The 20,017-nt window shown below is 62.1% G+C and carries 17 protein-coding genes and 1 pseudogene; 12 read left to right on the top strand and 6 right to left on the bottom strand.

Going from position 1 to position 20,017, the window contains the following annotated elements; genetic code table 11:
* Positions 1 to 14 precede the first annotated feature (14 nt).
* Positions 15 to 716 carry an ABC transporter permease gene (locus AB5Y90_RS05085; RefSeq protein ID WP_005347674.1) on the bottom strand — a complete coding sequence of 234 codons (702 nt, stop codon included), beginning with the start codon at positions 714 to 716 and terminating at the stop codon, positions 15 to 17.
* A 64-nt stretch (positions 717 to 780) separates the two neighbouring features.
* Entirely contained in the window at positions 781 to 1,611 is an 831-nt protein-coding gene (locus AB5Y90_RS05080; protein WP_005353779.1) for a substrate-binding domain-containing protein, read from the bottom strand.
* 255 nt (positions 1,612 to 1,866) lie between these two features.
* Here AB5Y90_RS05080 and AB5Y90_RS05075 point away from each other — a divergent pair, with 255 nt between their 5' ends.
* Positions 1,867 to 3,222: a sigma-54 dependent transcriptional regulator gene (locus AB5Y90_RS05075; protein WP_005362118.1), complete on the top strand. Its 1,356-nt coding sequence runs from the start codon at positions 1,867 to 1,869 to the stop codon at positions 3,220 to 3,222.
* 25 nt (positions 3,223 to 3,247) lie between these two features.
* Entirely contained in the window at positions 3,248 to 5,350 is a 2,103-nt protein-coding gene (locus tag AB5Y90_RS05070) for a cache domain-containing protein (RefSeq protein ID WP_257124553.1), read from the top strand.
* Positions 5,351 to 5,430: 80 nt separating this feature from the next.
* On the opposite strand, the gene AB5Y90_RS05065 is transcribed toward AB5Y90_RS05070, so the two are convergent.
* Together AB5Y90_RS05065 and AB5Y90_RS05060 are read right to left on the bottom strand one after the other, a co-directional pair.
* Positions 5,431 to 6,297 carry a helix-turn-helix transcriptional regulator gene (locus AB5Y90_RS05065; RefSeq protein ID WP_005312265.1) on the bottom strand — a complete coding sequence of 289 codons (867 nt, stop codon included), beginning with the start codon at positions 6,295 to 6,297 and terminating at the stop codon, positions 5,431 to 5,433.
* Between the two features lie 15 nt (positions 6,298 to 6,312).
* Positions 6,313 to 7,170 (bottom strand): formate dehydrogenase accessory sulfurtransferase FdhD, encoded by an 858-nt coding sequence (locus tag AB5Y90_RS05060; RefSeq protein ID WP_368166633.1) that lies wholly within the window; start codon positions 7,168 to 7,170, stop codon positions 6,313 to 6,315.
* Between the two features lie 702 nt (positions 7,171 to 7,872).
* On the opposite strand from AB5Y90_RS05060, the gene AB5Y90_RS05055 reads away from it, so the two are divergent.
* From AB5Y90_RS05055 to AB5Y90_RS05015, 9 genes are all read left to right on the top strand, one after another.
* The gene (locus tag AB5Y90_RS05055; protein ID WP_201943357.1) at positions 7,873 to 8,451 is read left to right on the top strand and encodes a DUF3305 domain-containing protein; all 579 of its coding nucleotides are present in this window, start codon (positions 7,873 to 7,875) and stop codon (positions 8,449 to 8,451) included.
* Positions 8,444 to 9,037 carry a DUF3306 domain-containing protein gene (locus AB5Y90_RS05050; RefSeq protein WP_201943355.1) on the top strand — a complete coding sequence of 198 codons (594 nt, stop codon included), beginning with the start codon at positions 8,444 to 8,446 and terminating at the stop codon, positions 9,035 to 9,037. Before AB5Y90_RS05055 ends, AB5Y90_RS05050 begins: the two co-directional genes overlap by 8 nt.
* A gap of 103 nt (positions 9,038 to 9,140) precedes the next feature.
* Entirely contained in the window at positions 9,141 to 10,880 is a 1,740-nt protein-coding gene (locus AB5Y90_RS05045; RefSeq protein ID WP_368166632.1) for a 4Fe-4S binding protein, read from the top strand.
* Positions 10,881 to 10,890: 10 nt separating this feature from the next.
* Positions 10,891 to 11,508, top strand: a complete 618-nt coding sequence (locus AB5Y90_RS05040; protein WP_201933156.1) for a molecular chaperone — start codon at positions 10,891 to 10,893, stop codon at positions 11,506 to 11,508.
* 117 nt (positions 11,509 to 11,625) lie between these two features.
* Positions 11,626 to 11,829, top strand: coding sequence for a transcriptional initiation protein Tat (locus tag AB5Y90_RS05035; RefSeq protein WP_005303194.1), 204 nt, complete (start codon positions 11,626 to 11,628; stop codon positions 11,827 to 11,829).
* A 23-nt stretch (positions 11,830 to 11,852) separates the two neighbouring features.
* On the top strand, positions 11,853 to 14,729 hold the full coding sequence (locus tag AB5Y90_RS05030; protein ID WP_368166631.1) for a formate dehydrogenase subunit alpha: 2,877 nt from the start codon (positions 11,853 to 11,855) through the stop codon (positions 14,727 to 14,729).
* A gap of 4 nt (positions 14,730 to 14,733) precedes the next feature.
* Positions 14,734 to 15,393, top strand: coding sequence for a formate dehydrogenase FDH3 subunit beta (gene fdh3B, locus AB5Y90_RS05025; RefSeq protein WP_005353752.1), 660 nt, complete (start codon positions 14,734 to 14,736; stop codon positions 15,391 to 15,393).
* Positions 15,390 to 16,361, top strand: coding sequence for a formate dehydrogenase subunit gamma (locus AB5Y90_RS05020; RefSeq protein ID WP_005353740.1), 972 nt, complete (start codon positions 15,390 to 15,392; stop codon positions 16,359 to 16,361). The genes fdh3B and AB5Y90_RS05020 overlap by 4 nt, the downstream gene beginning before the upstream one ends.
* A 159-nt stretch (positions 16,362 to 16,520) precedes the next feature.
* Positions 16,521 to 16,931: a DNA breaking-rejoining protein gene (locus AB5Y90_RS05015; protein ID WP_279461776.1), complete on the top strand. Its 411-nt coding sequence runs from the start codon at positions 16,521 to 16,523 to the stop codon at positions 16,929 to 16,931.
* Between the two features lie 87 nt (positions 16,932 to 17,018).
* On the opposite strand, the gene AB5Y90_RS05010 is transcribed toward AB5Y90_RS05015, so the two are convergent.
* A complete protein-coding gene (locus AB5Y90_RS05010; RefSeq protein WP_368166630.1) occupies positions 17,019 to 17,882 on the bottom strand; it encodes a substrate-binding periplasmic protein in 864 nt (287 codons plus the stop codon).
* 175 nt (positions 17,883 to 18,057) lie between these two features.
* Between AB5Y90_RS05010 and AB5Y90_RS05005 the strand changes: the two genes are divergently transcribed.
* Positions 18,058 to 19,773, top strand: coding sequence for an NAD-dependent malic enzyme (locus tag AB5Y90_RS05005; RefSeq protein WP_058055721.1), 1,716 nt, complete (start codon positions 18,058 to 18,060; stop codon positions 19,771 to 19,773).
* 74 nt (positions 19,774 to 19,847) lie between these two features.
* Here AB5Y90_RS05005 and AB5Y90_RS05000 read toward each other — a convergent pair.
* A pseudogene (locus AB5Y90_RS05000) lies at positions 19,848 to 20,017 on the bottom strand (IS1595 family transposase); the annotation flags it as partial.

The raw sequence follows: 20,017 nt of genomic DNA, 5'->3' as shown, positions 1-20,017 counted from the left end.
CAGTGGGGGCATGGTCAGTTCTTCAGATAGCTGTGGCCGCGACACGCCGTCAGCAGCAGGTTGAGCAAGAGGGCGAGGGTGAGCAGCACTATGCCGAGCGCCACCCCCTGGGTGAAGGCCCCTTTCTGGGTCTCCAGCGCGATGGCGGTGGGGATATTGCGGGTAAAGTGCAGGATATTGCCCCCCACCATCATGGAGCAGCCCACCTCGGTGACGATGCGGCTGAAGGCGCCGATGATGGCGGCCAGCAGGCCAAAGCGGCACTCGTGCATCAGGCCGATCAGCGCCTTGGGCCAGGAGACCCCCAGGGTCAGGGCGGTTTCCCAGGCGCGCCGATCGCTCTGAACAAATGCCGCGTGGGCCATGGTGGCGATCACCGGGAAGGCGATCAGCATCTGCCCCACCACCATCGCCTGCTGGGTAAAGAGCAGCTTCCAGTCGCCAAAGGGGCCGGCCCGCGACAGCAGCATATAGAGCAAGAGGCCAATCACCACGGTCGGCACCGATTGCAGGGTATTGATGCAGGAGAGCCAGAGCCAGCGGCCGGGCAGCGGCAGATAGGCCAGGGCAAAGCCCAGCAGCAAGGCGGGCAGCAGCACCAGCAGTAGGGCGATGCAGGAGACGGAGAAGGAGACCCCCACCACCTGCCACAGTTCGGTGTCACCACTGAACAGCAGGGCGAGGGCCGCCAACGTAGTGTCGAGCAGGGTCGGCATCAGGCGCCTCCCTCAGCGAATCGGGGGAGGGCCATCAACCTCATCGCAGGGGTCAGGGTTGCCATTATTTCCCGTTGGCATCCGCTACAAACAGCGCTTGACCCGCCACCTTGAAGTCGCCGATCAGCTTCTGGCCATGCTCGGAGACCAACCAGTTCTTCAGGGTGCGTGCCCCTTCGGTGTTGAGATCCGGGTAGCGCTTGGGGTTGACCAGGATCACCTGATAGGGGTTGAACAGGCGCTTGTCACCCTCCAGCAGTACGGCGAGATCCAGCTTGCTCTGGTAGGCGAGCCAGGTGCCGCGGTCGGTCAGGGTGTAGGCACCGAGCTCGGAGGCCATGGTCAGGGTCGGGCCCATCCCCTGGCCGATGGATTTGTAACCGGCAAACTCGGGTTTGACGTCAGCGGCTTGCCACAGGGTCTTCTCCTTGATGTGGGTACCGGACTCGTCACCGCGGGAGATAAAGGTCTGGCCCTGCTCCTTGATGGCTTGCAGCCCCTTGGCTGCGTCGTGCAGTTTGCCGAGACCCGCCGGATCTTTGGCCGGGCCGACGATGACGAAGTCGTTGTACATCAGGTGCACCGGCTCGATACCAAAGCCCGCATCGACGAACTTCTTCTCGGCAGAGGGGGCGTGGGTCATCACCAGATCCGCGTCGCCGTTTTCGCCCATCTTCAGGCTCTGGCCGGTACCGGCCGCCATCACCTGCACCGGATAACCGGTCTCCTTGGTGAACTGGGGCAGCAGCCAGCCCAGCAGACCGGACTGTTCGGTACTGGTGGTGGTGGCGAGGCGGATTGGCGCCTTGGTAGTGTCAGCATGGGCCGCGCCGGCGATCAGCAGGCTGGCGGCGAGGGAGAGGGCAAAACGTTTGAGGTTGGTTTTTATCGTCATCGTGATGCAACTTTTTTCAGGGTGGATGAGGAGAGGGCAAGAGTAAGCAAGCAGGGTGCCAAACTGTTCCTTTGCCGCTGCATTCACGGTTTGCCGTTTAAAAACAGAAGCTTATTAGAATCAATTAGGTGAGCTTGTTATCGCTTTTAATAATTGGTGTTGGTGCTTTTGATACGGTAAGGACAAAATGTCCCACTAAGGTTCCGGTTATCGGGACATTCACCGACCGTACGTGCATCCGAGGTACTTTTTTCCATGACACTCCCTCCCAGCCGCTGGTCTGCCCTCTCCCTGCTTATCGTTGACGATGAGCCCGGCATGCGCAGCTTTCTGGCCAAGGCGCTGGCCAAGCGTTTTGCCCAGATTGAGACTGCCGCCAGCGTGGAGGAGGCGGAAGCCCTGCGCTGCCGCCTTCACTTCGACCTTATCATCGCCGACATCCGGCTGCCTGGGCGCTCCGGCATCGAGTGGCACGAAGCCATAGACCCGGCCACTCGCCGCAGCGACATCATCTTCATGACCGGTTTTGGCGATATGGAAACCGCCCTCAAGGCGCTGCGCCTAGGCGCCAGCGACTTTATCCTCAAGCCCTTCAACCTCGATCAGATGGTGCAGGCGGTGGACAGAGTCATCGAGCGCCGCCAGATGGAGCGGGAGAACCTGCTGCTGCGCCGGGAGGTGAGCAAGCTGTTCCCGCCCACCCTGATTGGCGACAGTGCCAAGACCCGCGAGCTCAAGACGCTCATCGCCAGAGTGGCGCCCTCCAACGCCGCCGTGTTGGTGGAGGGGGAGTCCGGCACCGGCAAGGAGCTGGTGGCCCGCGCCCTGCATCAACTCTCTGGCCGGATGGGGGCCTTTGTGCCCCTCAACTGCGCCTCCATCGCGCCGGAGCTGCTGGAAAGCGAGCTGTTCGGCCATGTGCAGGGGGCCTTTACCGGCGCCCGCAAGGGGCGCGACGGCCTGTTTCGGGTCGCCCATCAGGGCACCCTGTTTCTCGACGAGATCGGCGAAATGCCGCTCGCCATGCAGGCCTCCCTGCTGCGAGCACTGGAGCAGAAGGCCATCCGCCCGGTGGGGGCCGAGCGCGAATTGGCGGTGGATGTGCGCATCGTCGCTGCCACCAACCGCAACCTCAAGGCCGAGGTGGAGGCGGGCCGCTTTCGCGAAGATCTCTTCTATCGCCTCAACGTGGTGGCGCTGCCGGTGGCGCCGCTGCGGGATCGGATCGACGATATTCCCGCGCTGGTTCACCACTTCACCCGCCAGCTCACCGCCGAGATGGGGATGGGCTCCTTGAGCTGGACCCACGAGGATGTGGTAGCGATGCAGGCCTATCCCTGGCCCGGCAACGTACGGGAGCTGCGCAATCTCATCGAGCGCTGCCTGCTGCTGGGCAAGCCCCCGGCGGATTACTGGCAGAGCAGCAAGCCGGCCGAACAGGGGGCGAGCGAGGAGGGTTATCCGCTGGCGTGGCCGCTGGCGGAGGTAGAAAAAGCCCACATCCTGCAAGTGGTGGCCAGCCATGATGGCAACAAGTCGGCCGCCTCCCGGGTGCTCGGGGTGGCGCGCAAGACGCTGGATCGCAAGTTCAAGGAGTGGGCCATCGAATGAGGAAGGCTGATCGGATGGGGTGGCGATGAAACTGACCCTGCTCTCCCGCTGCATGCGCGCCCTGTTGCCCCGTTGCGTGCGCACCAAAGTGCGCTGGCGCCTGCTGCTGCTCACCTCGGTACCCATCATGCTCACTCTGGTGGGCATGATTGCGCTCACCCTCTACTGGACCCTCACCTACAGCTGGCAGAACCTGCTCACCACGGTGCGCAGCGATCTCGGGGTGGCCCACCACGCCATCACGGTGCAGCAGCAGCGCCAGACCGAGCATCTGGAGCATCTGCGCGATGCCTGGGCCTTTCAGCTTCGGCTGCGGGAATCGCCGGATCAGCTGCATGACTGGGTGATGCCGCTGGCGGCCAACTATGGTCTCGATTTTCTGCGCTTGCGCCGCGGCCCCGAGCTGGATCAGCTGACGGCGCAAGAGCGCGCCGCCCTCACGGCCGGACGCAGCGTCAGCCACTTCGTGGTCTGGTCGCAGCAAGAGATGCTTGCCCTCTCACCGCAACTGGCCAAGCGGGCCGTGCTGTGGCAGCGGGATGGCACCAGGGTGGTGGAGAACAGGGGACTGATCAGCCTCTCGCTGACCCCTGTGATGGGCCGTGACGGCTCCCTTTGGGCCGTGCTGGAGGGGGGCGAGCTTGTCAACGGCAGCACCCGGCTGGTGGATGAGCTCAAGGGGCAGGTGTTTGCCAAAAACACCCTGCCGGATGGCAGTGTCGGCACTGTCACTCTGTTTCTCGACGATCTGCGGGTGAGCACCAACGTACCGGTCAGCAGCAGCCGTCAGGTGGGGCGGGCGGTGGGCACCCGGGTCTCGCCGCCGGTGCGCGAACAGGTGCTGGGGCGGGGGGAGATGTGGGTTGACCGCGCCTTCGTCCATGACGCCTGGTATGTCTCTGGCTACGAGCCGCTCTTGGGCGCCAAGGGCGAGCGGCTCGGCATGCTCTATGTCGGCTTTCTCGAGTGGCCCATTATCCGCACCTACCTCACCAATCTGGTGGAGCTGGGCTCCGGCGTGGTGCTGCTGTTGCTGCTCTCCGGCCTGCTGGTCTATCGCGGCGCGCGGGATCTCTTCTCCCCCATCGAGCGGATGCACAAGGTAGTGCGGCAGGTGCAGGCCGGGGAGTCCGCTCGCATCGGCCCGCTGGCCCTCGACCCTGACCACGAGCTGGCCCAGCTCGGTCGCCAGTTTGACGCCATGCTGGACAGGCAGGAGGCGCATCAGCAGCAGATGGCCCGCAGCGCCGACGAGCTGGAGCAGAAGGTGGCCGAGCGTACCCAAAGCCTCGAGCTCAAGACTGCCGAGCTGGAAGATCATATTCATATGCTGACCGAGGCGCGCCAGCAGCTGCTGATCAGCGAGAAGCTGGCGGCCCTTGGCGAGCTCTGTGCCGGGGTGGCCCACGAGATCAACAACCCGCTAGCTGTGATCCTCGGCAATGTGGAGCTGATGAAGCTGGAGCTGGGGGAGGCGGCCGAGCCGGTCAGCGAGGAGCTGGCACTGGTGCTGGCCCAGATCGAGCGCATTCGTGCCATCACCCGCAGCCTGCTGCAATACTCTCGCCCTGGCGATTACGAGACGGCGCCGGTGTGGCAGCACCTCAATCCCATCATCGAGGAGAGCCTGACGCTGGTGCGCTCCGCCCTGCGTCAGCAGCAGGTGGAGCTGGTGGCCGATCTCAGGGCCCAGCAGCCCATCGAGGCGGATCGTCAGCAGCTGCTGCAGGTGCTGATAAACCTCTTGGTCAACGCCAGCCACGCGCTGGGAGAGCAGGGGGAGATCCGGGTCGAGAGCCGCGACTGGGTCGATGAACTGGGTCAGTTGCGCGGGGCCGAGGTGCGGGTCATCGACAACGGCAGCGGCATCGAGGCGGCCATTATCGACAAGATCTTCGACCCCTTCTTCACCACCCGCGCCACCGGCACCGGGCTGGGGCTGGCCCTGAGCCACCGCATCATCAGCCGCTGGGGCGGGGAGCTCTTGGTGGACTCCACCCCGGGGCAGGGGAGCTGCTTTACCGTGCGGCTGTGCAGCCACGCCCTGCTGCCCAGCGGTAGCGAGCCTGCGAAACTGGAAGGGTGGCGCATCGCCCTCAATGCCGAGGGGCGTGAGACAAGCGATTGATGCTGTTATAAAAAGGCCCGTGATAAAAACAGCCCGTCAACATGGTTGACGGGCTGTTTTGTCGGTGGGTGAGTGGTTATTTACTGCGGACTCCACACCAGCTTGCCGCTTTGGGTCAGGTCATAGCCGCCGAGGCGTGCCGCCAGCTCGCGCCCCTCGGGGGATTGCAGCCAGCCGATCAGCTGTTGCAGCAGGGTGCGAAAGAAGACCCCCTGCGGCATCACCAGATCGAAGCACTCCTGCGACAGCGGCATAAAGCCGAGGCCAAACTCGGTGGCGGTGCTCTGGGCGCCGGGCCCGACATCGGCATCGCCGCGGCTGATGGCGGCAGCCAGTTCCCGCTCGCTGTTGACCTCAATGGTGCGCTCCAGCCGGGTCAGCGACTCCCCCTGGGTTTGCAGCCACTCCTGCAGGGCGCGCTGGCTGCCAGCCCCTTCTTGGCGCATGGCCCAGCGCCAGTCGAGCGCCTCTTTCGCCTCCTTGGGTTGCAGCCCTTGCCGCAGCACCAGCCCCTGCACCCGCCTAAATCCATGAACGATCACCCATTGCCGGTGGCCCTGATACTGCTGCACCAGCGCCGGGTGGCGCAGGTGCGCCTCTTCGGCCTGCCCCCAGTGGATGGCGCAGAGATCCACATGGCCGCGCGCCAGCATCGCCAGCCCCTGACGGGTGCCGCACGGGGTGTAGCCCACCAGTGCCTGGGTGCCGAGCTGCTGGGCCAAGCGGCTGCTGGCGTAGTGGAGCAGCACATCGTCGGATCCCGCCAGCAGCAGCCGGTCGTTCATCACCCCCTCGTGGCAGCTGCCGAGCAGCCAGCGATCGAGCAGGGAGCGGGGAAACAGCCACTTGCCGGTCGCCTTGGTGGCGGGGATGCGCGCCTCGTTGGCGAGCTGGTAGACCTTCTTCTCGTTGAGATCGAGGTATTCCGCCACCTGCTTCACGTTCATAAACTCATTCATGGCTTAGTCCCGCATCCCGCGACCGGCCGGACTGGGCGCCAACACCGGCGGCTTTTCGTCCAGCACCATATGGTCGTGGCCGCTAAAGACCTCGAAATGGCGCCCCTTGGCGCGGGCAATCATGGTGATGCCGAGCTGGCGGGCGAGATCCAGCCCCATCTGGGTGACGCCGGAGCGCGACAACAGCACCGGAATCCCCATCTGTGCCACCTTGATCACCATCTCCGAAGTGAGTCGCCCGGTGGTGTAGAAGATCTTGTCGTGGCCACTCTCGCCGCGCATCCAGAGCTCGCCCGCCAGCGTATCCACCGCATTGTGGCGTCCCACATCCTCGACAAAGGAGAGGATTTCGCTACCGCGACAGATGGCGCAGCCATGGACGGCGCCCGCCATCTTGTAGGTTTCGTTATGGGCCGACAGCGCCTTGAGCAGGGCGTAGAGGGTGCTCTGTTTAAGCTCGGGCGCCGCCAATACCACCCCTTCGAGCTTCTTCATCACGCTGCCATACATGGTGCCCTGACCGCAGCCAGAGGTGACCGTCTTCTTCTCCAGCGACTTGTCGAGATCGGCTGCCTGCTGGCTGCTCACCACGGCGGCGGCCTCGCTCTCCCAGTCGACAATCACCGACTCGATGGCCGAGATATCCTCGATAAAGCCCTGATTTTTCAGATAACCCAGCACCAGCGCCTCGGGGCGGGCCCCCAGCGTCATCAGGGTTACTATCTCCTTCCAGTTGAGGTAGACCGTCAGTGGCCGCTCACAGGCGATTTGGCGGGTGTTCATTGTGCCCTGTTCATCCATCACCTCGACGGCCATGGTGAGCTGGGCGGCAGCATTGCTTTTGATAAAGGTCGGTGTCATGGGCCCCTCGCGACCGGTTGCCGGGATCTAAGGGGAGGGATACAGCAAGTTTTGTTCCAGATTGTTTAACGATATTTGCAGAAAAGCATGAAAACTATTTTCCACTTAAAATGATTTAAATCAAAAGTTCCGATTTTAATGTGTAATTATCTTTAGCAATTTTATCTGGACAACAGGAGCATATTTCATAACTATGATGACTCATTTGGGTTTAGATGGCTCTAGCTAGGGAAGGTGCGAATAAGTCACCAAACATAAAAATGCGCCCTTGTAAGCATTTGAATTTAATAAACTAAATTTTTCAGTTTCGTTGTGGAGGGTGCTTATTCGCACCCTCCATAGTAGGTTGGTGCTGAACGAAGTGAAGCCCAACGTTTACCGTGAACAGCCTTATTAAGGCAATAATCGGATAATTCGGAGTTATTCGATTATTGCCATCCCTGCTGGTTAGGTTCTGGCGGATTGGTCTTACTCCGTATGTTGGGCTTCGCTGCGCTCTGCACCAACCTACGCCCGCGCCAACCTATGTCCCGCACGACATGCCAACCCGTATCAAAGCCCCCATCAGCCATCAAACCGGCCTTGGCCCCACTCTTGCTAAGTCTTATCCCATTGATGGCCGTGGCCGCCATGAATCTCCTGCCGTGAGCCGCCCCGAACAGGGTGGATCACGGGGGAGGGCGGCTCGGCAGAGACCTTCTAATGGGAGCCGTGACAGTGCAAGAGACAACCAATACCTTGCCCCCGCAGCGCTGGCTGCAACTGGAGTTAAAGGCCATCGACAGCCAGGTTGGCCGCTGGCAGAGTCGCCGTTTCGAGATTGCGGCGCTCCACCCCGCCGAGCCCGAGGCTGCCGGTGCCTTGCCCCTTACCCTGTTTCGCGATGAACGAGGGGATTATCGCTTCAATTTGAGCTCCGGCTCGCCCCGCCTCTTTGTCACCGGAAGCCGCGTGGACAGTGGCTTTGTGGCCGACGGCCTGACCCTGAGCCAGACCGTGGCCGCCGCCTATATGGATGGCGAGCGGCAGGTGCTCTCCTGCCCGCTGCCCGAAGCGCTGCAAGCCTGGGTGGAGGCCTTTATCGGCCGCCACGGCGAGCTGCTGGAGGCCCGTCGCAAGGGCAAGAAGGGCAAGGGGCGGGCCCAGGATCAGCTGGGAGTCGATAGCCAGGATCAAGCCAGCTGCGGCGCCGTGAAACCCACCGGCCCCGATGGCCGCGAGCGTGGCAGCGACGCCGGAACCTGTGCCGTAAACAAGGCCGGAAACAGCGCCCATGAGTGAGTTCCTCAAGCGCTGGTTATCTCGCAAGAGTGAGGCGCGCAAGCATCAGGTATTGCAGCCACGGGAAGAGGTTAGCCCCGAGGCGGTTTCCGCCCTCATCGAAGGCTGTGGCGAAGCTGAAACTCCAGATACTGCGCTGGATAGCCCCGTAGTCAGCACTGACAAGGGGAGTAGTGAACCCCTTGCCGTTGAGGGGGCCGAGAGTGGCGAACCGCCGCTAACAACAGCCCAGCCGGGCAAGGCCAAACTCCCCGACAAGGAGACGCTGCGGGCCATGTTTCGCAGCCACAAGCCGGATGGGCTCGACGACTACACCCAGGATTTCAGCCAGCCCGAATTGCTGCCTGCGGCCCTGACCGCCGGGCTGCGCAACTGGCTGGTAGATCAGGTGACCGCCCCGGAGAGCGAATCGGCCAATCCGGCCAGCGGATCCGCTGAACCGGTGGCGGTTGTCAGCGCACCTGCCGCCGACGAGCTGGCTGATAACCATTCTCAAACCCACACCGACGATCGGGACATTTTGGTTTCCTATGGTGGACAAAATGTCCCAACCAAAGGTGGGGGAATGGAACCCTCAGGATCCTGACTCCCTGTCAGTCACTTTTTTTCCGGGGGAGTTGGCTCGCCTCTTGCTCTCTCGGCTTACCAACAAGCGCCCATCCCATGAGGTGGCGCGCACAGGAGCGTATGTGAGCACTGAACAAACATTGCCAAATCTGGCCCCAAATCTGGCCTCCAATCTTGCCCATGGGGCGGGGGCGGCCGAGCATAACGCGCGCGCTCGCGCCTATGCCCTGCAGCATACGGTCAAGACCGACAACCTGATCCCGGCCACTGTCTCTTACCAGAGTCAGGGGCGCCTGCTGCTGGTCGGCCCGGAAGATCGCATTCGCCGCGCTGCCAGCCTGCTGCCCGCCGGGGTGAAGCCCACCCTGCTGGTGACCGAAGCGGTCCGTGATGCCGAGGCGGCCGATCTCGAAACCATTTTTGATGCCACCGCATCCCTCGCGGCCCTGACCCTGCGCGAGCCGAGCCTGACAGGGTATCTCGGCCAGTTCCAGCTTACCGGCCTCAATGGGCAGGGTGAGCGGGTTAACCTGGCTGCGCTCTGTTTTCCACAACAAGCGACGGTGGGGAACGAACCGCGCTTTGATCTGGTGGCTGATCTGGGCCGCGCCCCGCTCTTTGCGCTGGAGCGCCCGCCGGTCGGTTATCTGCATCTTGCCGATGATCAAGGGCTGGCCGAACGGCTTGCCGAGCTCTGTGCGCTGACCGGTATCTTCGACAAGCCGCGCTATTTTCGCCTAGACCCCGAGGCCTGCGCCTTTACCGCCCGCGGCGTGCCCGGTTGCAGCCGCTGCCTCGATGTCTGTCCGACCGATGCCCTCAAGCCCATCAATGGTCGTATCCAGATCGATCCCCATCTCTGTCAGGGCTTTGGTAGCTGTGCCTCTGCCTGTCCGACCGGGGCGATTGCCTATCACCAGCCCGATGCCAACACCAGCGGCGACTACCTGCTGCGATTGCTCAAGCACTACCGCGAGGCGGGGGGCGACGCTCCGCAGCTGCTGATCGCCGGTGAAAACGAGCGCAAATGGGTGGAGGCCGAACTTACCCGCCTGCCTGCCAACTGGCTGCCGGTCTGGGTGGAGGAGAGCGCGAGTTTAGGCATCGAGAGCTGGTTCGCCGCCCTTGCCTATGGCGCCAGCGCAGTGCGCATTGCGCTGGGTGACGATGCCCCCGAAAGCGTGCGGGCATTGGTTGAGCGGGAACTGGCCAGCGCCGCCGTGCTGTTGGCGGGCGCGGGTCTTGCTGCCGATCGCATCGCTCTGTTTGACGCAGATGCTGGTGAGCCTGTTTCCGGCCAGCCAACCGTTGCACTGCTGGATAAACCGCTCAAAGGGGACAAACGGGAGAACCTGTTTGCCGCCTTCGATGCCCTCTGGCAGGCCAACGAAGGGAGCCGTGAGCCGCTGGCGGTGCCTCACGGCGCCCCTTACGGCAGCGTGGAATTGAAAGAAACTGACTGCACCCTCTGCATGGGCTGCGTGGCGGTCTGCCCGAGCCGCGCCCTGCATGCTGTTGGGCACACGCCCGGCCTCAACTTTATTGAGCAGGACTGCATCCAGTGCGGCATGTGCGAAAAGGCGTGCCCCGAGCAGGCCATCGTGCTCACGCCCCGTCTGCAGCCGGTGCCCGAAGCGCGCCGCGCCGTGCAGAGCCTGAAAGCCGAAGAGGCCGCCTGCTGCATTCGCTGCTCCAAGCCGTTCGCGCCGGCCTCCCTTATCCGCCGCATCCAGCAAAAACTGGCCGGTCACTCCCACTTTCAGAACGAGGCCGCCCAGCGGCTGCTGATGTGTGAGGACTGTCGGGTCAAGGATGTGTTTGCGGCGCTGGCGGCGGATCCCGTCTCCCAGCTCAAGGTATGAGGGGCCAGTGATGAGTGAACAACATAACGAAAAGGCTGGCGAACTGACCATGACCGAACTGGAACAGAGCAGCGCCGATCTCTACGCCCTGCTGGCAAGCCTCTGGCGAGCCGCCCCCCGTGGTGAACAACTCGCCTGGCTGCAAGGGTTGCAGCCGATGCCGGGCCCCTTTGCCAGAGGGCTGGGGCTGGTGCAGCTGGCAGCCAGTAGCCACCACGAAAACGAGCTTGCCGAGGAGTATCAGGATCTCTTTATCGGGCTGGGGCGCGGGGAGATTGTGCCGTTTGCCTCCTGGTATCTCACCGGCTCATTGATGGAGCTGCCGCTGGCGGTACTGCGCGCTGATCTGCAGTCCCTCGGTTTTGAGCGCCAGAGCGGAGTGTGCGAGCCGGAAGATCATCTGGCCGCCCTCTGTGAGGTGATGGCGGTGTTGATTGCCGAGCAGCACCCGGAGCGCAACCGCTTCTATGAACGCCACCTTGCCCCCTGGGTACTCGCCTGCTGCCGCGATCAGCAACAGGCGAAAGGGGGCAGCTTCTACCGGGCGGTCGGCGCCCTTGCCGAAGATTTCTTCAAGCTGGAAAACGAATTGCGCCTGCCGTTTGGCGCCTGCGTGGTGAAGGGTTGATCGCCCTTATCTGTGCATTACAAGAGCTGCGCATAACAAAACGAGCAGACGAGATATCCCATTGGACGCGAAGCTGGCGCGCAGGCGCCAGAAAGAACAACAACAGAGGTCACAAGAATGAGCGATGAACAGCTGAAAGACCCGTCCCGCCGCAATCTGATCAAGGGAGTTGGCGTGGTCGCCACCATAGGCGTACTGGCCGGAGCCACCGGTCGGGTGGTGGGCAAAGAGGTGCTGACCCACGACACCGAGCCTGACAAGGGCTATCGGGAGACCCCCCATGTTCACGACTTTTATCGCACCCTGCGCGGCACCGACTGAGCCGGATCAGTGAAGGAGAACTCATGAAACTGACAAAACGTGCCGAGCAGCCCCAAGTGGGCGAGCAGGGCAATGAGGCCATTCGCGGTCAGGGGCTGACCCGCCGCGCCTTTATGGTCAACTCGGGTCTGGTGGCCGGTGGCGCCGTGGCCGCCGGTTGGCTGGCGCCAGCAATGATGCAGCGGGCCGAAGCCAAAACTGTGGCGGCCGGGGTACCGGTCGAGGTGAAGCGTACCATCTGTTCCCACTGCTCGGTGGGTTGCGGCGTTTATGCCGAGGTGCAGAATGGCGTCTGGACCGGTCAGGAGCCGGCGTTTGATCACCCCTTCAACCTTGGCGGTCATTGTGCCAAGGGGGCGGCCCTGCGCGAGCATGGTCACGGTGAGCGTCGCCTCAAGTACCCGATGAAGCTGGTGGGCGGCAAGTGGCAGCGCATCAGCTGGGAGCTGGCCATCGAAGAGGTAGGCAATGAAGTGCTGCGCCTTCGCAAGGAGTCCGGCCCCGACAGCGTCTACTGGCTCGGCTCCGCCAAGCACTCCAACGAGCAGGCCTACCTGTTTCGCAAGATGGCGTCCCTGTGGGGCACCAACAACGTGGATCATCAGGCGCGGATCTGCCACTCCACCACGGTCGCCGGGGTTGCCAACACCTGGGGCTACGGCGCCATGACCAACAGCCTGAACGACATGCACAACAGCAAGTCGATCATGTTCATCGGCTCCAACCCGGCGGAGGCACACCCGGTCGCCATGCAGCACATCCTGCTGGCGAAAGAGCGCAACGGCTGCAAGATCCTGGTAGTTGACCCGCGCCGTACCCGCACCGCCGCCAAGGCGGACATGTACCTCTCATTGCGCCCGGGCACCGACGTCGCCTTTATCTGGGGCATGCTGTGGCACATCTTCAAGAACGGTTGGGAAGATAAAGAGTTCATCCGCACCCGCGTCTACGGCATGGACGAGGTGCAAAAAGAGGTGGCGCGCTGGACCCCGGCCGAAGTGGAGCGGGTGACCGGCCTCAACGAACAGCAGGTCTATGGCGCCGCCAAACTGCTGGCCGACAACCGCCCCGGCTGCGTGGTCTGGTGCATGGGCGGCACCCAGCACACCACCGGCAACAACAACACCCGCGCTTACTGCATCCTCGAACTGGCCCTCGGCAACGTGGGCAAGAGCGGGGCGGGCACCAACATCTTCCGTGGCCACGACAACGTGCAGGGGGCCACCGACTTTGGCGTCACCTCCGACTCCCTGCCCGGCTACTACGGGCTGGAAGAGGGCTCCTGGAAGCACTGGGCCCGGGTGTGGGATGTCGATTACGAGTGGATCAAGGCGCGCTTTGACAACAAGGCCTACAACGGCAAGTTGCCGATGAACAATAACGGCATTCCGGTCTCCCGCTGGGTGGACGGGGTGCTGGAGAATGCCGATCTCATCGAGCAGGGTTCCAACATCCGCGCCATGTTCTACTGGGGCCATGCGGTCAACTCCCAGACCCGCGGCCCGGAAATGAAGAAGGCGATGCAAAAGCTCGACATGATGGTGATTGTCGACCCGTATCCCACAGTCGCTGCCGTCATGAACGACCGTACCGACGGCGTCTACCTGCTGCCGGCCACCACCCAGTTCGAGACCTATGGTTCCGTCACCGCCACCAACCGCTCCATGCAGTGGCGCGACAAGGTGATAGAACCCCTGTTCGAATCCAAGGTCGACCACGAGATCATGTATCTCCTGAGCAAGAAGCTCGGTTTTGCCGAGCAGCTGTTCAAGCACATCAAGGTAGAGAACAACCAGCCGCTCTTGGAAGACATCACCCGCGAGTACAACCGCGGTATGTGGAGTGTGGGCTACACCGGCCAGAGCCCGGAGCGGCTCAAGGCGCACCAGCAGAACTGGCACACCTTCCACAAGACCAACCTCAAGGCCGAAGGTGGCCCGGTCAGTGGCGAAGTGTACGGTCTGCCGTGGCCCTGCTGGGGCACCCCTGAGATGAAACACCCCGGCAGCCACATCCTCTATGACACCAGCATTCCGGTGTCGGAAGGGGGCGGCGGTTTCCGTGCCCGTTTCGGCATCGAGTATCAGGGCGTTTCGCTGCTGGCCGAAGACTCCTGGCCGAAGGGGAGTGAGGTGGAGGATGGCTATCCCGAGATCACTGCCGACCTGATGAAACAGCTTGGCTGGTGGGATGAACTGACCGAGGCCGAGAAGAAAGAGGCCGAGGGCAAGAACTGGAAGACCGATCTCTCCGGCGGTATCCAGCGGGTCGCCATCAAGCATGGCTTCGTCCCCTACGGCAACGCCAAGGCGCGCTGCGTGGTGTGGACCTTCCCGGATCAGGTGCCCAAGCACCGCGAGCCGCTCTACACCCCGCGCCGCGACTTGCTGGCCGACTACGCCACCTGGCCTGATTCGAAGAGCCTGTGGCGCCTGCCGACCCAGTACGCCTCGGTGCAGGAGAAGGATGTCAGCAAGGAGTTCCCCATCATCCTCACCTCCGGCCGTCTGGTGGAGTACGAGGGGGGCGGCGACGAGACCCGCTCCAACCCCTGGCTGGCTGAACTGCAGCAGGAGATGTTCGTCGAGATGAACCCGGCGGATGCCAACGATGTCGGCGTGCGCGACGGTCAGGACGTGTGGGTCGAGGGGCCGGAAGGGGGCCGGGTCAAGGTGAAGGCGCTGGTGACCCCGCGGGTCAAGCCGGGGCTCGCCTTTATGCCGTTCCACTTCGGCGGCCACTTCGAGGGCAAGGATCTGCGATCCAAATATCCGGAAGGGTCTGACCCCTATGTGCTGGGGGAGTCGGTCAACATAGTCACCACCTATGGTTATGACCCGGTCACCCAGATGCAGGAGACCAAGGTCACCCTGTGCCGTTTTCGCAAAGTAGGAGCCTGATCCCATGGCCAGAATGAAATTCATGTGTGACACCAAGCGCTGCATCGAGTGCAACGGCTGTGTGACGGCGTGCAAGAACGAGAACGACGATGCCCTCGAGTGGGGCATCCAGCGCCGCCGGGTGGTAACCCTCAACGACGGCCTGCCGGGTGAGACCTCCATCTCGGTCGCCTGCATGCATTGCACCGATGCCCCCTGCATGGCGGTCTGCCCGGCCGACTGCTTCTATCACACCGACGATGGCATAGTGCTGCACAACAAGGATCTCTGCATCGGTTGCGGCTACTGCCTGTTTGCCTGCCCGTTCGGGGCGCCCCAGTTCCCGAAGACCGCCGCCTTTGGCGATCGGGGCAAGATGGACAAGTGCACCTTCTGCGCCGGCGGCCCGGAAGAGGATCACAGCGAGGCGGAGCGCCAGAAGTACGGTGCCAACCGCATCGCCGAGGGCAAGCTGCCCATGTGTGCCGAGCTCTGCTCCACCAAGGCACTGCTGGCGGGGGATGCGCAGGTGATCTCCGATATCTTCCGCGAGCGGGTTGCCTATCGTGGTGCTCCTCACGCAGCTTGGGGGGCTGATGAACAGGCGCTCTATCGCGACGCCAGCAAACCTCACGATGGCAGAGGCAAGGGGCTCAAGCTTGGCAAGCAGGAGGATGGCCAATGAGACACTGGCTGACAGCGCTGCTGACGGCCTTGCTGCTGTTCAGCGCGCCCGGCTTCGCTGATGCGCAGAAAGAGGCGGTCGGCTTTGCCGGCGCCGATTACTGGCGGGCGGTGAAGGATGGGCAGGAGGGGGTGACCACCTCCCGCTCGCCGGAGCACGGGGTGCTGATCTCGGTGCCGGGCCAGCTCTGGTTCGAGGTGAAGACCAAGTGGGTGTCGCCGCTCGGCGCCATCGCCATCTTCGGGTCGCTCGCCATGTGTGGCCTGATGTATCTGGTGGTGGGGCAGACCAAGCTCTCCAAACCGCGCACCGGGCGCAAGCTCAAGCGCTGGAGCAGGCTGGATCGGGCGCTGCACTGGACCACGGCGGCCATGTTCCTGACCCTCTCCGGGTCGGGGCTGGCCATCATCTACGGCAAGTACTTCATCAAGCCGGTGGTGAGCCTCGGAGTGTGGGAGAACTGGATCTGGTTTGCCAAGGTGTTCCACAACTATGTGGGGCCGCTCTTCTTCCTCTGCCTGATGGGGGTACTCATCAAGTGGTTCCGCCACAACATCGTCAACATGGTGGATGTGCAGTGGTTCATGAAGTTTGGCGGCATGCTCGGTAAGCACAAGGGAAGTCACCCCTCGGCGGGCTTCTCCAACGGCGGCGAGAAAGCGATCTTCTGGCTGCTGATCTGGTTTGGCGGCATTGTGGTGGCGACCGGGTTGTTCCTCGACTTCCCCATCTTCGGCCAGCTGCGCCGCCAGATGGAGTGGGCCAGTTTTATCCATATCGTAGGCGCCTTGATCCTTATTTGCGGTTTTATCTTCCATATCTACATGGGCCTGTTCCAGTTGGAAGGGGCGCTGGAGGGGATGGTGACCGGCGAGGTGGACGAGACCTGGGCCAAGGAGCACCACGACCTCTGGTATGAAGAGGTGAAGCACACCCTCGATGAGCCCAAGGCGGGCAAATCAAGCTGATGGTCGACAAAGAGTAAAGAGAAGGGGCGCTGCGGCGCCCCTTTTGATGGCGGGTCTATCGTGATGGCAAATTGATTGAGCGATGCCGCAAACGGCGATGGTTTTTTGGGCCACCTTGAGCAACAGTAACAGGGGTTCCATTCACACAAGGGATGACAAATGATGAGAAAAACATGGCTGGCAGCGGTATGTGCATCTGCGCTCTTCGGTGGTATTGCGGGCGTGGCGCAGGCGGCTGACGGGATCAAGACCCAGCAGGTACAGTTCAAAAAAGGGGAGTCAGGGGCAACCATCAACGGCACCATTCAGGGTAGCCAGACCCTCGATTACAAGCTGACGGCCAACAAGGGCCAGAGCATGGTGGTGATCCTGACCGGCAAGCCCTACTTCAATATTTTGCCGCCGGGCAGCAAGGGGGAAGCGATTTTTGTTGGCTCTCGTGACGGGAACAACTTTGAGGCAACCCTGCCCGCCAAGGGCACTTATACCATTCGGGTCTACCAGATGGGGGCTGCCGAGAGCAGCAAGGCCAAGACGTCGTTCAAGCTGGAGGTGGGCATCAGCGGCTAATGCCGGCCGCTGACAAGCATCACAGAGGTGGTGGCCACAAAGGGCCGCCACCGTTGTTTTATCCCCTCTGTTTTTACCTCGCCAAGGTCAATATTCCCCCCGGGCCAGTCGCTCGAAGTAGCGCTGATAACGTCCGCTGGCGATGGCCTGCTGCAACTGCTGATTGAACTGATCCCGCAGTTTGGCTGAATCCGGCATCTTGCGCGGGAACATCACGAAGCTGTCGTTGCGCAGAAAAGGGGTCTGACTGTGGGTGATGAGTGCCGCGCTGGCGGGGTCGAGCTGGCTCTGCAACTCGGCCAGACCGACTCGCAGCTCTTGTGGATAGAGGTCGATCCGCCCGCGCAGCAGCTTGCCGAAATTCTGCTTCACATCGGTGACTTTCTGTTGGGTTACCTTGCCATCGGCCACCATTTTGTCCAGCTCGGGCCCGTAGCTATAGGCGATATCGCCCCCCAACCGCATGCCGATGATCTGCTCAAGGCGCTCGGCTTGCAGCTGCCGTGATTTGAGGGAGAAGAAGACAAACTGCTCCTGCAGCACCGCTTCGCTAAACAGAAAATCCTGCTCCCGCTCCGGTTTGTGCATCCAGACGGCGGTGGCATCGTAGAGCTGGCTATTGGCCGCCAGCGAATAGACCCGACCCCAGGGGGCGAAGTGGAACTTCACCTCATAGCCCGCCTCCTTGAACAGATCGCTGATGAGGTGGGCCACGGGACCGTGCTGTTTTGATTGCTCGGAGACGAAAGGGGGCCATTCACCCACGATGATGTTGAGCACCCGGCCCGGTGCGGCGAGAGCCGACTGGCAGGCCAGAAACAACCACAGAGCAAGCAGCGGGATCAGGCGCATGGCAGAAAGAAGGGGACGCAGGCTGGCAGAGGCGAGGGCATCAGATCGCTCCCGGCTGTGATGCGGTGAAAGGGGCTGGGTTGTCCGCAATGCTAACATGAGTCTCATTCCTTGCCGTGGATATTTGTCTCGTCGGGGTCGCCGGGCGCCTATTTTGGCCGCAGGGTATGCCCAAGCTCACAAAACCAATCGAGTAAACGTCATATGATTGATTTCATTATGAGTCTTGCTCTCCTGCCGAACGGCAATTTCACGTAAATCAAAGAGAATGACTATGGCTACCGGACAATATCTGCTGTGGAAAGATGCACAGGGACAGGATTTTCGCCCCGTTGCACTGACCGGCACTGATCTGCTTAACAATCGATACCTCAACAAGGGCACGGCCTTCACCGAACAGGAGCGGGCCGATTTTGATCTCGATGGTTTGCTGCCGCCTCAGGTGCAAACTTTTGAAGCCCAGCTCGAGCGAGTGTATGAGGGGTTCAAGAGCGCTTGCAGCGATATCGAGAAGTACCAGAACCTGCGTGCCCTGCAGGATCGCAACGAAACCCTGTTTTATGCCCTGTTGTCACGCCATGTGGAGGAGATGACTCCCTACATCTATACCCCGACCGTGGGCAAGGCGTGTCAGGAGTTCAGCCACCGCTTCCAGAAGCCGCGCGGCCTCTACATCACCCCGGACAACGTGGATGACATGGGCAGTCAGGCCCGTCACTTCGATGCCAAATCGATCCGCATCATAGTCGTCACCGACAGCCAGGGCATTCTGGGGATCGGCGACCAGGGGGTCGGCGGCATGGGCATCCCCATCGGCAAGCTGGCGCTCTATACCCTGGGTGCCGGTATTCACCCCGCCTGCTGCATGCCCATCGCGCTGGATGTGGGCACCGACAATCAGAAACTGCTCGATGACCCCATGTATCTGGGCCGCCCCCACAAACGGATTCGCGGCAAGGAGTATGAAGAGTTCATCGACAAGTTCGTGCAGGGGGTCAAGCGCCACTTCCCCAACGCCGTGCTGCAGTGGGAAGACTTTAGCAAATCCAATGCCTTCAACAATCTGGCCCGCTACCAGCAGTCACTGCCGTCATTCAACGATGATATTCAGGGCACCGGTGCCGTGGTGCTGGCCGGTATCATCGGCGCGGTCAAGGTCAAGGGGGAGACCCTGGGCCAGCAGAACTATCTGGTCTATGGCGCTGGCGCCGGTGGGGTTGGCGTCGCGGATCAGATCTGCGCGGGGATGATCCGCGAGGGGATGGATCCGCAGGCGGCCCGCGATCGCATCTACATTCTGGATACCCAGGGGCTGGTGTGCGACAACCGGGACGGGCTCGACGAGTACAAGCGTCGTTACGCCAAACCTGGGCTGTTGTTGGCGGGTTGGGATACCGAGGTGCCCGGCAAGGCCAATCTGGCCGATGTGCTGCGTCATGTGCCCATTACCGTGTTGCTGGGTACCAGTGGCTCGGGCGGGGCCTTCCAGGAAGAGCACATCCAGCTGATGCTGCAGCATTGCGAGCGCCCCATGGTATTCCCGCTCTCCAACCCCACCGCCAACTGTGAAGCGCTGCCGGAGGATATCTACCGCTGGAGCAAGGGCAAAGCCATCGTTGCAACCGGCAGTCCGTTCAAGGATGTGAGCTACGAGGGGCAGGAGTTCCGGGTCGGGCAGGGCAACAACGTCTTTATCTTCCCCGGTGTAGGTCTGGCGGCCATCGTTAGCCAGATCCGCGAGATCACACCCGATGTCTTCACTACCGCCGCCTTTGCGCTGGCCGAGTGCGTGAGTGAGGTGGACCTGGCTAAAGGGGCCGTTTATCCCCGCATTCGCGAGCTGCGCAGCATCTCGGTGCATGTGGCCACCGCCGTGCTCAAGGATATCGTGCGTCGGGATCCCTCCCACCCGCTGATCGGTCAGGATCTGCAGCAGCATATCCTCAACCACATGTGGGAGCCGGTTTACCTGCCCTATCGTCGGGTATAACCGCGTATTCACCGCCCGGATAAAGGATCGGTAAAGATGACAAGGGGGTAGCGCTGCTACCCCCTTTCGTTTGGCTATGTCCCAATTACGTGTTGCATGGGGCGCCCCAGCGCCTCATGCAAACATGCTTTGATATTTACGCCTTTTCTGTAACGCTCCAACATCCGGCGCCAACCCAGGTAGTTCTTCAGGTAGTGCGTCGCCACGCCATGGAACCGCTCCATCCACTCTTTCAACCGATGGT

The sequence above is a fragment of the Aeromonas sp. R4-1 genome (assembly GCF_040908325.1).
In the GTDB taxonomy this organism is placed as follows: Bacteria; Pseudomonadota; Gammaproteobacteria; order Enterobacterales; family Aeromonadaceae; genus Aeromonas; species Aeromonas veronii.
Note: the sequence above shows the minus strand (reverse complement) of the source record. Positions and strands in the feature narration are given on the sequence as shown.

Bases quoted from the DNA above. Each gene is read 5' to 3' on its own strand.
- AB5Y90_RS05085 (WP_005347674.1), bottom strand. From the start codon at position 716: ATGCCGACCCTGCTCGACACTACGTTGGCGGCCCTCGCCCTGCTGTTC.
- AB5Y90_RS05080 (WP_005353779.1), bottom strand. From the start codon at position 1,611: ATGACGATAAAAACCAACCTCAAACGTTTTGCCCTCTCCCTCGCCGCC.
- AB5Y90_RS05075 (WP_005362118.1), top strand. From the start codon at position 1,867: ATGACACTCCCTCCCAGCCGCTGGTCTGCCCTCTCCCTGCTTATCGTT.
- AB5Y90_RS05070 (WP_257124553.1), top strand. From the start codon at position 3,248: ATGAAACTGACCCTGCTCTCCCGCTGCATGCGCGCCCTGTTGCCCCGT.
- AB5Y90_RS05065 (WP_005312265.1), bottom strand. From the start codon at position 6,297: ATGAACGTGAAGCAGGTGGCGGAATACCTCGATCTCAACGAGAAGAAG.
- AB5Y90_RS05060 (WP_368166633.1), bottom strand. From the start codon at position 7,170: ATGACACCGACCTTTATCAAAAGCAATGCTGCCGCCCAGCTCACCATG.
- AB5Y90_RS05055 (WP_201943357.1), top strand. From the start codon at position 7,873: ATGGGAGCCGTGACAGTGCAAGAGACAACCAATACCTTGCCCCCGCAG.
- AB5Y90_RS05050 (WP_201943355.1), top strand. From the start codon at position 8,444: ATGAGTGAGTTCCTCAAGCGCTGGTTATCTCGCAAGAGTGAGGCGCGC.
- AB5Y90_RS05040 (WP_201933156.1), top strand. From the start codon at position 10,891: ATGAGTGAACAACATAACGAAAAGGCTGGCGAACTGACCATGACCGAA.
- AB5Y90_RS05035 (WP_005303194.1), top strand. From the start codon at position 11,626: ATGAGCGATGAACAGCTGAAAGACCCGTCCCGCCGCAATCTGATCAAG.
- AB5Y90_RS05030 (WP_368166631.1), top strand. From the start codon at position 11,853: ATGAAACTGACAAAACGTGCCGAGCAGCCCCAAGTGGGCGAGCAGGGC.
- fdh3B (WP_005353752.1), top strand. From the start codon at position 14,734: ATGGCCAGAATGAAATTCATGTGTGACACCAAGCGCTGCATCGAGTGC.
- AB5Y90_RS05020 (WP_005353740.1), top strand. From the start codon at position 15,390: ATGAGACACTGGCTGACAGCGCTGCTGACGGCCTTGCTGCTGTTCAGC.
- AB5Y90_RS05015 (WP_279461776.1), top strand. From the start codon at position 16,521: ATGATGAGAAAAACATGGCTGGCAGCGGTATGTGCATCTGCGCTCTTC.
- AB5Y90_RS05010 (WP_368166630.1), bottom strand. From the start codon at position 17,882: ATGTTAGCATTGCGGACAACCCAGCCCCTTTCACCGCATCACAGCCGG.
- AB5Y90_RS05005 (WP_058055721.1), top strand. From the start codon at position 18,058: ATGGCTACCGGACAATATCTGCTGTGGAAAGATGCACAGGGACAGGAT.